General features: G+C 37.1%; 11 protein-coding genes. 6 read left to right on the top strand and 5 right to left on the bottom strand.

Annotated features, from left to right (window positions below):
* Positions 1 to 22: 22 nt before the first annotated feature.
* A complete protein-coding gene (locus ISU02_RS07080; RefSeq protein WP_194701120.1) occupies positions 23 to 973 on the bottom strand; it encodes a helix-turn-helix domain-containing protein in 951 nt (316 codons plus the stop codon).
* 192 nt (positions 974 to 1,165) lie between these two features.
* Between ISU02_RS07080 and ISU02_RS24105 the strand changes: the two genes are divergently transcribed.
* The 3 genes from ISU02_RS24105 to lon all read left to right on the top strand — a co-directional run bounded on the left by ISU02_RS24105 (position 1,166) and on the right by lon (position 4,426).
* Entirely contained in the window at positions 1,166 to 1,297 is a 132-nt protein-coding gene (locus ISU02_RS24105; RefSeq protein WP_267459416.1) for a hypothetical protein, read from the top strand.
* 290 nt (positions 1,298 to 1,587) lie between these two features.
* On the top strand, positions 1,588 to 2,016 hold the full coding sequence (locus ISU02_RS07085) for a MarR family winged helix-turn-helix transcriptional regulator (protein WP_194701121.1): 429 nt from the start codon (positions 1,588 to 1,590) through the stop codon (positions 2,014 to 2,016).
* 34 nt (positions 2,017 to 2,050) lie between these two features.
* Positions 2,051 to 4,426, top strand: coding sequence for an endopeptidase La (gene lon, locus ISU02_RS07090; protein ID WP_194701122.1), 2,376 nt, complete (start codon positions 2,051 to 2,053; stop codon positions 4,424 to 4,426).
* Between the two features lie 95 nt (positions 4,427 to 4,521).
* Here the strand turns inward: lon and ISU02_RS07095 are convergent, their stop codons facing one another.
* From ISU02_RS07095 to ISU02_RS07105, 3 genes are all read right to left on the bottom strand, one after another.
* Positions 4,522 to 5,847 carry an L-cysteine desulfidase family protein gene (locus ISU02_RS07095; RefSeq protein ID WP_194701123.1) on the bottom strand — a complete coding sequence of 442 codons (1,326 nt, stop codon included), beginning with the start codon at positions 5,845 to 5,847 and terminating at the stop codon, positions 4,522 to 4,524.
* Positions 5,848 to 6,224: 377 nt separating this feature from the next.
* Positions 6,225 to 8,183, bottom strand: coding sequence for an HD domain-containing phosphohydrolase (locus tag ISU02_RS07100; protein ID WP_207736217.1), 1,959 nt, complete (start codon positions 8,181 to 8,183; stop codon positions 6,225 to 6,227).
* A gap of 138 nt (positions 8,184 to 8,321) precedes the next feature.
* Positions 8,322 to 8,825, bottom strand: a complete 504-nt coding sequence (locus tag ISU02_RS07105; protein ID WP_194701125.1) for a 4Fe-4S binding protein — start codon at positions 8,823 to 8,825, stop codon at positions 8,322 to 8,324.
* Between the two features lie 124 nt (positions 8,826 to 8,949).
* Here ISU02_RS07105 and ISU02_RS07110 point away from each other — a divergent pair, with 124 nt between their 5' ends.
* Positions 8,950 to 9,351, top strand: a complete 402-nt coding sequence (locus ISU02_RS07110) for an OsmC family protein (RefSeq protein WP_194701126.1) — start codon at positions 8,950 to 8,952, stop codon at positions 9,349 to 9,351.
* 219 nt (positions 9,352 to 9,570) lie between these two features.
* On the opposite strand, the gene ISU02_RS07115 is transcribed toward ISU02_RS07110, so the two are convergent.
* Positions 9,571 to 10,095, bottom strand: a complete 525-nt coding sequence (locus ISU02_RS07115) for a ferritin-like domain-containing protein (RefSeq protein ID WP_194701127.1) — start codon at positions 10,093 to 10,095, stop codon at positions 9,571 to 9,573.
* A 146-nt stretch (positions 10,096 to 10,241) separates the two neighbouring features.
* Here ISU02_RS07115 and ISU02_RS07120 point away from each other — a divergent pair, with 146 nt between their 5' ends.
* A complete protein-coding gene (locus tag ISU02_RS07120; RefSeq protein WP_194701128.1) occupies positions 10,242 to 10,862 on the top strand; it encodes a glucosaminidase domain-containing protein in 621 nt (206 codons plus the stop codon).
* Positions 10,863 to 10,932: 70 nt separating this feature from the next.
* Positions 10,933 to 11,952 carry a DUF362 domain-containing protein gene (locus tag ISU02_RS07125; RefSeq protein ID WP_194701129.1) on the top strand — a complete coding sequence of 340 codons (1,020 nt, stop codon included), beginning with the start codon at positions 10,933 to 10,935 and terminating at the stop codon, positions 11,950 to 11,952.
* The last annotated feature ends 181 nt before the right edge of the window (positions 11,953 to 12,133 follow it).

The following is a 12,133-nucleotide window of genomic DNA, read 5'->3' on the forward strand; positions in this document are numbered from 1 at the left end:
GTATAAATCCCCCTAGAGTACATTATTCAATAAGAATGCCGTAGTATTCAAATGTGATGCGTCGATACAGAAGTGCCAGATCATCATTTCCAGAGATTTCAGAGAGTAAGACACTTTTCTTAAGAAGATCATAATAATCATCACTTTTAAGACGATAAGCGGAAATGCCCTTTCGATAATAGATGTTCGCAAGTCCATATAAATTGTTATGTGAAAGTGAAAATGCAATACAGTCATCTGCAACTTGGATGACTTTTTTGTGTTGATTGGAAAGATGATAATTATAGGCAAGATTGTTATAGATCTTAATGACAAGTTTTTGTATTTTTTCTTCAAGTGTAAAATTTTGAAGCAAATATTTTAGACAAAATTCAAGAATTTGATTGCTCAGCGTTTCTTGCTTGACGTCATAGAGAACTGTGCCTAAGAGAAGCAAAATCCTAATTTCAAAAAAATTATATTTGAATTTTTTAAAGTTAAAGGGTGAAAAACCTGTTAGGGTTTTATTGAGTGCTTCTTGCAGGTATTCAAAAGCCTTATTTCTCTTTACGATATTGCCTTCAAAATAAATATGAATGCTGGCCAAAAAAAGCTCAAATTGTTCAATTTCAAGCGCATTATAGAGCATATTAGTAGATTGATTTTGTGCTTTAAAACAGACTAGTTGTTCTTTTATCTTTTCTAAATCTTCAGGAATATGGGCTGTAATAATTTTATCTGTGCACTCGTATAGATCGTTCAATGTTTGGTTGACTCTGTAGGATTGGAGGAGTTTTAAAAGGTCTTCTTTATATACAAGTGACATCAGTTCTAAAGTGTCGTATCTAGGGAGTACATTGCCATGTTCGATTTTGCGAAGTGTATCTTCGTTCAAGCCAACAATATCTCTGACTTGTGCTTGAGAAATACCTTGATTTTTACGAATTTCTTTTAATCGATTTCCGAAGTCAATAAGGTTATAAGAAGCAAACATGTAAGCCCTCCTGTCAAAATCCCGATTTATATCGGGGGTAAAGTTCACAGTTCTAGTTTATAATAAACCCATGATGAAAACAAGTGTTCACGCTTTTTTGACTGATAATTATCCCGATTCATATCGGGACTATAATTTTCATATTCCTTATAAAATAGCATTGAAAAAATACTTTTTATAAGGAGAACGGATATGAAAAAGAAAATGATTATGGCTTTGTTGGCACTTACAATTTTAACAAATGCGGGTGTTGCAACACTGTATGTTCAAAATAACAGCGATATTTTCGTCAGTGAAAAGGAAGATGTGCCAAGACTTCTGTAAGAATTTCATAGGTTAATCTTTTAGTAGCAGTTAAACTTTACAATTTTAAACTTTCCAGTACTATTTTAAGGTATGCTACTGTAAAAAGACGTCTTAGATTGATATGACAATCAATCAAAGACGTTTTTTTGTGTGAAAATAGGGAGCCCATAGATCGAGAAACGGATCGATTAAAGGTTTTGTTAAATGATTTGTAACAAATTAGACACGAAATATGTAAGAAGCAAGACGAATAGTATGGTATTTTGTTAGTAAGCACCTAACTAATTACTGAGGAAGTGAATGAAAAGATGCATCAAGATAATGGTTATTTAAAACTTGAGACACTTTTAGAAGCATTGGCTGAGTTGAAAGGTCAATGTACTTTTCAATTGATTGACGAATTAGATGCAGATCAACTGACCGTTAAACAAATTGAGTATTTAAAACTCATTGATGAATTTGAAGCAACCACGATTAGCAATCTGGCAGAGATTTTAGATTTAAAAAAACCCACAGTTACGGAGACTGTTCATAAACTACAAAATCTAGATTGTGTTATGAAGCACCAATGTTCTCTGGATGGTCGTATTTACTATATTACGCTTACGGACAAGGGTGAAAAACTAGCGCGATTAGATCAGATGAGCTATCGTTATTTAGTCGAAAAAATTGTACAGAGGTTGGAAACAAATGAAATTGAGATATTGACTTCATTACTTGAAAAGCTAATGATATGAGTTCAATAGAGAAATTGTGAGAGGAGGCTTTCATATGAGAAGAGAAGAGATTCATAAGACGTTGAACGTACTAGGTATAACCGATATGGTTTTGTTTAAGGGTACTGAAATCACCATTCGAATTGCAAAAGATCCGAATAAAGACTTGGAGAAAAGCCTTATGGCTGATGACTACTATGCACTGGGTATCACTGTTAAAAAGACGATGCCAGATCATCGATATCAGGTGGGTGATTTTTATAAAACAGGTGTCCTATTAAACGTAAAGAGCATCAAACTTGAACAAGGGTTTTATGTGCTGGATGTTAAGGCACTTGAGAAAATTAAGGTAGGTCAATTTTTTGAACTTGAAAATGACCTTAAGGCTTCCTATAACTTTGAAGAAGATGTGGTTGACATGGATGAAGCAACACTGCATGAAATGCTGAAGACCATTAAAAAACAGGTAAAAGAGATCAGTGTATATTTCAAGGGCTCTGAACCTTTTGTGCAATATCTTGAAGAGTTGGATGACTTGCCTTTAATGTGCGGGGTATTGCTTCAATATATGCAAGTTAAAATAGAAGACAAGCAAGCTATATTTGAAACTTATAGTTATAGTGACAAAGGGATGAAAATGATTGATCTTTTGATTAAGCAAAAGGAACTCTTTGCGTTTCAAAAGGAAATTTCTGAAAAGTTTTCAACAGAGGCGAATAAGAATTATAGGAAAGCATTCTTAAGGGAACAATTAAAGGCCATTCAAGAAGAACTGAATGAATCAGAAGGCGGTTCTAATAAACAAGATTTTAGAGAACGCATTGAAGCTTCTTTGATGCCAGAAGAGACCAAAAAGATTGCCTTTGATGAACTTACCAAATTTGAAGGCTTGTCACCTCAAAGTGCAGAACGAAATGTCGTTGTCAATTATTTAGAATTATTGTTGGCTCTCCCTTGGGGTAAACATAAAGCGAAAGAAATCGATATTGAAGAAGCAAGAAAAGTACTTGATAGTGAACATTATGGGTTAAAAGAAGTCAAGGATCGAATCATTCAGCACCTTGCAGTTATGAAACTCAAAAAAGAAAAGCAGGGATCTATCTTGTTACTCGTTGGACCTCCTGGAACAGGTAAGACAAGTTTAGGCAAGAGTATTGCGAATGCACTGGATCGACCTTATGTGAGAATGAGTTTAGGCGGCATAAGGGATGAGGCTGAGATCAGAGGGCATAGACGGACTTATGTGGCGGCTTTGCCAGGTCGAATTATTCAAGGCATGAAAAAAGCAGGTCAAACCAATCCAGTATTCATATTAGATGAAGTGGATAAACTTATGGTAGGCAATAGTGGTGATCCTGCAAGCGCATTGCTTGAAGTGCTTGATCCTGAACAAAATAATACTTTTGCAGATCATTTTTTAGAGGTGCCTTATGATCTATCAGATGTCTTTTTTATAGCAACTGCTAATAATTTGAGGGGTATTCCAGGACCGTTATTAGATCGTATGGAGGTCATACAATTATCCAGTTATACCAACCAAGAAAAGTTTCATATTGCTGTGGATCACTTGGTGAACAATGTTCTTGAAGAACATGGACTCTCTTCTTATCAGCTTCAATACAGCGATGAAGCCATTTTAAAAATTATTGGTGACTATACTCGGGAAGCTGGTGTGAGAGGACTTAAACGTGAACTTGCAAGTGTTGCAAGAGTTGCTACTGAAAAAATAGTGCTTGGAGAAGTTGATTTGCCGCTTGTAGTGGATGAATTCAAGGTAGAAGAATTCTTGGGAAGGCCAAAGGCAAGACATGATTTGATCGGTAAAAACAATGCATGTGGTGTTGTGACTGGACTTGCATGGACACCTGTGGGTGGAGATATCCTGTTCATTGAAGGTTCATTTATGCCAGGAAATGGACAAATGATTCTCACAGGGCAACTGGGTGATGTCATGAAAGAATCTGCAAGAATTGCACTTAGCCTTGTGAAATCAAGACTGGCATTTCAAACCACAAACTTTGAATTTGCAAAAAAAGATCTTCATATTCATGTGCCTTCTGGAGCAATTCAGAAAGATGGCCCTTCTGCAGGTGTGGCACTCTTTAGTGCAATTTCATCTTTAGTTTTAGGTAGAAAAGTGCCTTCAGATATTGCCATGACTGGTGAAGTAACGCTTCGAGGTATGGTGATGCCAGTAGGTGGAATAAAAGAAAAGATTATAGCTGCTCATAGAGCAGGTGTAAAAAAGGTGTTGATTCCCACAGAAAATATGAAGGATTTGAAAGATATTCCTAGTGAAGTAACAGATGAAATCGTATTCAAACCAATGGATACAATCGAAGAAGTCATAAAAGAACTCTTTGATTTGGATTTGCCAAAAGATCAATTGTTACAGGCACAAGTTTTAGGTGAAATTCATGGATCGCTCTAAAACATCTATAATTTTAATATCTCTAACATCCTAAAGATAAACCCAGTGTTCAGATGCTTAATATGTTCTTCGCGTTCTGAACACTGGGTATTTGTTTACATGGATTGAGTTGATATTTCAGTCTGCATTTGTTTCATGATGCTGAGCATGATTTCATCTGTTTTCATCATGCCCTCATTGGAGAGCGTGTGCAGGTTATCAATAGATCTTTCGACTGTGTCTCCAATAATGCCATTAAAAGCGGGAACACATATACCCGCAGCGGCGAGAATTGCAGATTGAACTGCTGCTTGAGCCGAGGTTGCCAGTTTTAGTGAACACCCTATCTTTGCACCATCACAAATCATGCCACTGGTGTTGGCAAGCATGTTGTTAATAGCGCTATCGAGTTGTTCTCGTGTTGCGCCCATAAGCCAAGCCAGTCCCACAGATGCACCTGTGCCCGCTGCGACACCACAGCCACATATAGAGGAAAGTCGACCAATAGCATTTTTGATGTAGCTGTTAACAATGTGACTCATTGCAATGGCTTTGGCGAAATCAATATCTTCAATTTGATTGAGTTCACTATAAGCTACAATGGGAAGGATAGCAGTTAGACCGTTGTTGCCACTACCATTAGAGCTCATTACTGGCAGGCTTACACCATCCATTCTTGCATCAGAGGCACTTGCAGTTAAGATCATAGCGCGTGTGGAGAGATCATCCGTAAGTGCTTTAGAATTTTGAAGTGTACGTCCAACCTGCATGCCTGCTGAATGTGTGAGACCATACTCTGCAATACTGCGATTCATAGTGGCCCCTTGCATCAAGAATGAAAGGGACTCAAAAGACATGAGTTCGATATTTTCAATGAGGGTTGATATGGATAAATTAAAAAGTGGATTTTCTTCGACAGTGGAGACGTTGTCATCTATTTGATCCAATAAAATTTGCTGATCAGATGATAGGAAAACAAATTGATTATGTCTGTCCATAATGATTGCTTTAGCGGTATGAGTGTCCGTTTTTATAGAGACTTCAATATCAATTTTGTGAGCAGTATCCTTAATATCTAAGATGAGCATCCCCTTGCGAATGATGTCTTTGGCAAGTGTAACATCTTGGTCAGTAACTGTAGAAAGTACTTTTAAATCATTTTCACTTTTACCGCTTGTGTAACCAAGTGCAGCAGCAATGGCAAGTCCGACCTCTCTTGTTCCTGGAATGCCTACTGAAAGACCGTTTTTATAGATATTAGGGCTGACAGACACATGGATTTCTTTGAGAAGATCAGTTTCTTTCAAAAGTTCTTTTGCTTTGGCAACTGCCAGTGCAACGGCAACTGGTTCTGTGCAACCCATTGCAGGGACGACTTCCTTTTGAAGTGTTGATAGGATTAAACTTTGGATCTCTTCTGGACTGTTTATGAATGTACGCATGATTTTTACGCTCCTTTAATTAAGACTTGTCGTTGTTACGCATACTCGTCACGATTATTTATAGTTAATTGCAAGAATAATGCCAACGCATTTGGGGCGATTTTGTCTTGAAATGAGACTAAAACGGGGCAAAAGAAAGCGTTTGAGAAATCTATTTTCTCAAAAAGAGAAATAAAATCTCTTTTTGAGAAAACAGGGTTTATTTAGAGCTTTCTTTGGCACATGAAAAAACCATCTCATCTTTAATGATGGGATGGTTTTTTTACACCAAGATTTGAGCCGAAAGATTTTATTCGAGGCTTGAATCGAGAAAATCATAAGCGAAAAGGGTTATAAGATTTTAGAGGACAATGAACCTCTGGGACAATACATCTACTTTAAAGATGAACCTGTTTAAACTTGTTTTTTACCACAAGCAACTCATCGAGACTTTCGAACAAAGCGTCAACAATATCGGGATCAAAGTGTTTGCCTCGGCCCTCTGTAATAATTTTTAGGGTTGTCTCCAGAGTAAAAGGTTCCTTATAAGGTCTTTTTGAAAGCAAAGCATCAAATACGTCTGCAACGGTTACAATGCGTGCACAGAGCGGAATATTTTCGCCTGAAAGACCAGAGGGATAGCCGGAACCATCATACTTTTCATGATGATTTTGAGCAATTTCAATGCCCATTGAGAATAAGCTGCGGCCTTTATTTTTTACATTTTCTTCTGCTTCTCGCAAGACATTTGCGCCATAAATGGTATGTGTCTTCATAATTTCAAATTCTTCTTTTGTGAGTTTTCCCGGTTTAAGCAAAATGTAATCCGGAATTCCCACTTTACCAATATCATGCATCGGACTAAATTTGACAAGGTCTACAATATAAGTATTTGTAATGATATCCTTATATTTAGGCGAATCTTTTAATTTCTTTGCAATGATGCTCACGTAGCGACTCATGCGCACCAAGTGATCGCCTGTATCTTCATCTCTAGCTTCGCTTAATTTCGCCAGAGCAAGAACGCTAGAGTAAACTAAATCGTCCACAAATATATTCTTTTGAAAGGACAATGCAATTGAGTTGCTGAGGATCTTTAAATACTCTATGTGCTTTTTATGATAGACATTTTTATGATCGCTTGAAAAAAATATAAATCCAATAGGTTTGCCATTGGCTTCAAGTGGCAGGGTTATAGATGCCTTTACATTATGATCTAGCAAAATTTGACTGTATTTTTTTATGGGTCTATTGTCAAAATAGGCCTCGAAATCATTGATAATTCTAGGTTCTTTAAGTGTCATGATCTGCCCTAAACTCGTCTCTGATAAAGATACTTCGTATCCAATAAGCGCTTCTGCAAGGCCTTGGTGAGATATCTCTGAAATGCCATATGAGGCAACGACTTTCATAGGGTTACCATTTTTAAGCAATGCAATGCCAATATAGGAATAGGGTAAAAAATGATTAAAGGATTTATAAATATAATCAAGCGTTTCTGTAAATGAATCGTAAGTATTAATTTTTTCAGTGAGCTCCAATGTTTCTTTAAAACCTGAAAACATGGCTTCCACTTCGTTGGCAATTGCATTGCCTTTATACATTCCATGAGTGTTATTACTCTCCAACCCGAGCATATCAATATGTTTGTAAAAAACATTCAAAGCTTTAAACAGATCAGAATACATTTGATACATCAGAAAGCTTGTGACAACAGCGACAAACGCCACGAGGAAGAAAATCAGGTTTCTAAAAAACTCATATTGATGGACCATGTGATTTTCAAATACAGTTAGTATTAAATCCGAGTGCAAAAGAAGTGACTCGTTGTTCTCATTGATATAAACAAGCGCTTTTTTAAAGGTCGAACTTTTGTAATCATATTCTGCAATTTCTCGAATGGATAGATTAAAATCGCCCCAAATGTCAACAATGTAGTTCAGCTCCGGCTCTATTTTTTGGAGTAGCTTACCGGGAATTTTAATAATTTCATCATTGAATAGGATTGTCCCAGTAGCTAAGTTTTCATAGACAGCCTGATATGTACTTCCATCTTCTACAAGATGTTGTTTTATGGTTGCAATTTTTTGAGTTAAGACTGAATCCGATTGAATGGAATCTCCAGAACTGAGTTCTTCATTGACGACGTAGAGTCTACTGGCATTTTTTGAGAGAGATTGTGTCAACATGCGTTGCTTGCCTAATATATTGATGGCTTTTGCATTGTTTTTAAGTAATTCTCCTGAGTAGAGTGAAATAAAGAGAATGGATATGATCCCAATGACGATAATGAGCAAATAGACTAAAAAACGTTTTTTTATTGTCACAAAAAATTTTTTTCTATTTTTGTTTTGCAATTGAACCTCCAAGTAATTCTAAATATATAATTTGCTTATATAAAGTTTATCATATTTTTAGGAAAATAATCAAAAAAAGAACGCTAAAATGGATATAGCGTTCAAATGAGGTGGTGGTAAGAACATCTTACCCCTTTATTAATCAAACAGACGGAAGCCTGATTTGATTTCAATACTTTTAGTTGGGCAAACATCGACACACTTTAAACACTTAGAGCAGTTGAAAGCCTCGCCAGGGTTACTTTTCTGGGGTTTATAAAAACTGTAGGATGGATTAAGTTTTGTGATGTAACAAGTTTTATCGCAAGCGCCACAAGATGTACATGAAGTCGTGACGGTCTTGATCTTAAAGAAACTGTATTTATTTAAGAATCCCTGAGCCCATGAAATGGGGCAGCCTAACTTATGATAGTTGTACATATGTTGAGCGGACTGATCCGATGACATGCCCTTGGTCATCCATTCCATGATAAATCCCATGGGGCACATCCATTTGCAAAAGGTTTTTCCCATGAAAACACCGAGTAGACTTGCTAGACCAAAGATAACCCATAGACTGATACCTGTGGTAAAAATAGCAATAGCTGTGATCAATCCAAAGAAGAATTGTATCCATTGACGATAGGGGATTAGTTTTGACATGTGGAACTCCTTTACAATCTCACCCCCTGTGCAGGGGGTATCTGATGAACAGTATATCATAGGTTTGTGGTGGAAATCAACCGTTAAAATATGGTATGATAAAATAAAAAGCGAGGGATATGAAATGGATACTAAAGAAATACGCTTAAAATTTTCGAATGAGTTTGAAGGTAAACTCATTGCACCTCATGGAACTGCTCTCGTTGGTGGCGAGGAGGGTATGCTAGCACCCTATGATATGCTTTTGGGTGCACTGGGATCTTGTCTTTATGCCACTTTTTTAGGCATAGCAAAGAAAAAACGCATTGGATTTGAACGCATAGAAATGCATGTTGAAGGAGAAAAGAGAGAGGAAATACCGACAACACTCAAATGGGTCAATGTAAAGTTTACAATCATAAATGCCGAAAAAGAGTTAGGACTCACACAAGCGGCTAAACTTGCAACCGAATATTGTTCTATCTATCAAACCATTTCACAGGTTGCTGAAATGTCATATGAGGTGATTTTCGCTGATGCTGTTTGAGGTTGAACATCTCTCATCACAGCTTTTAGCTCAAATCTTGTTATATAATAACATTTGAGTCATCTCAGGATGCCTCAAACCGATTTTCGCTGACGCTGTTTGAGGTTGAACATTCCTCATCACAGCTTTTAGCTCAAATCTTGTTATTTTAATAAAAAAGTCACAATTTAACTTTACTGGGAAAGTTAAATTGTGACTCTATGAGAAAAAAAGGGAAGATTAATTTTGATTGCGTCTAAATCTTGAACTTCTATCCACTTGATTGTTAAAAGCATTTAAATGATTTTCAGAAGCGTTTTTTAGAGCTTCAAATACGGTTTTAACATCTGCTGGTAAATCTTCTTTTAAGAAAGATTCATACATTGAAATGTTAAATACTTCTGCATCCACACCGGTTTGATAAGCTTCAGTTAGGCTATTCGGAAGGACTACAATTTGATCAGATTCATTTACAGGTAAATCTATATCGTATTTTTCAAATAGAGGCTCTAACCAGCTTATGTGATTTGTTTCAGCCTTTGCAATATTTGAAAAAGGTCTTATTGTACCGTATTCACTCATGATGAGTTCGTATTCTGCCAGTGCGGTGTATTCGTCTTGAATCGCATAGATGAGCATTTCGTCCAGTGTATGTGTATCATTTTCTAGGGCGCCTGTAGCACCGTAATTTTCAATATCTGCAAATGATAAACTCATAGCAGAAACTAGAGTTAAAACGAGTATAAATAACATTGTCTTTTTCATAGTGAACTCTCCTTTAATTAATCGACACATTCAAATGTGTTTGGTTGTTTTCTTCTATGGGATTACTATACTGCTGAATTATGAAGATGGTATGGAGAGTATATGTTTTATGTGAGGATTTAACTTTTATTAAGGAAGTGATTTAAATGAGTTTTAAAATTAACATGCCTTCAGTTCAAAGTGGACCGAGCCAGATCGGGCCTAGCAAGAGCTATTACGAAACTCAAGCTCGATTCCAGTCTATATTGGAAAACAAATTAAATGTGAAAGCAACGCCTGATGTGACGGAGACGTCTAAAGTGAGTCGTGCAAAAACAGAAGATCAGGGTTTTGATGCTCAAAATGTATTGCTTAAGAGTGGCGTGTCAGCAGATGCTTTGAATGAAAAGTTGGAAGGCACTGCTTTGGCTGGTTTGGGGAATGATTTTGTGGCAGCAGAGCAAAAATACGGTATCAATGCATGGTTTTTAACTGGGCTTGCAATACATGAGTCTGGATTTGGAACGAGCCGAATTGCTCAAGACAAAAACAATATTTTTGGCTTTAGAGCCTATGATGCTACGCCATACAGCAGTGCTGCTCAGTTTGACAGCAGAGGAGACAGTATTGATAAAGTGGCGCAATATTTAGCAGAGCATTATACAAATCCCTCAGGAAAGTATTTTAATGGCATCTCAGTGGATGCCATTGGCAAACGCTATGCCACTGATCCAAATTGGTCAAATGCACTTCAATCCAGAGTGGCACAATTGATGAAATTAGGTTGACAATAAAAATAAGTAAGCCTTAGAGAGCATAAGCGCAGAAGAGATAAGGCATTTAAAAGTGAGGAAAGAAATGGGAAAAGTATATTTTAAGAGAGTAACCAGCAACGAGTCTGAAGCGTTGAGCTCGGCAGCACAAATGTTGCTTGAAAAAGTCGTGGCGACAAAGGGTCATGTGTTTTCAAAAGAGGTGCCTATTAAGGTTCACTTTGGAGAAAAAGGCAATACGACATTTGTACCGGCTACGTGTTATGAGGGGATCATAGAGACGCTTAAGAAAAATAAGGTACAACCGTCTTTCATTGAGACGAATGTACTCTATAGAGGTTCAAGAACGACTCGAGAAAGTCACATTGAACTTGCAAAGTCACATGGTTTTACAGCACTTCCGATTATCATAGCTGATGGAGATCATGGTGAGGCTTATGATGAAGTTGAGATCCATAAAACTTATTTTGAAGCTTGTAAAATAGGGCATGAATTCTCAAAATACGATCAATTTATAGTGACCAGCCACTTCAAAGGGCATGGTATGGCTGGATTTGGCGGGGCAATGAAGCAACTGGCTATGGGATTTGCAGCTAGAGGTGGTAAACTCGCACAACACTCTGGTATCAGTCCTACGGTGAAGGCTTCCAAATGTATTGCCTGTGGCTTATGTATTCAAAAATGTGATGTAAATGCAATTGATTTGGGTGAAAAAGCGGTTATAGACCCAGAAAAATGTGTAGGGTGTGCAGGCTGTATTGCCGTTTGTCCAGTTGGAGCCATAAGAAACGATTGGAGTGGCAAGAATTTTAGAGAAAAAGTGGCTGAGTATGCTTATGGCGCTCAAAAGGGGAAAGATAATATTTATATTACTTTCCTAATCAATGTCACTGAAGAATGTGATTGCATGGGGGAACATATGAAGCCGATTGCGAAAGATATTGGCGTGTTTGCATCTGATGATCCTGTTGCAATTGATGTTGCATGTCTTGATATGCTTCAAAAAGAGCATGGACATCCTGTATTTGAAACTGGTAGAGCGACTATTAAACATGCTGTTGAGATTGGATTGGGAACAGATCAAGTGGAACTCGAAGAAATTTAGGTTCGTAATTCTATTTGTAAATATAAAAGACTGCCTGGAAACAGACAGTCCTTGTGAAATCGGCATACAGCATGTATGCCAATTTTTAATTAAAACAACAAGATTTGAGCCGAAAGCTGTGATGAGGAATGTTCAACCTCAAACAGCGTCAGCGAAAATCGGTTTGAGGCATCAAGAGATG

This window comes from Fusibacter ferrireducens (assembly GCF_015352425.1).
Classification (GTDB): domain Bacteria; phylum Bacillota; class Clostridia; order Peptostreptococcales; family Acidaminobacteraceae; genus Fusibacter_A; species Fusibacter_A ferrireducens.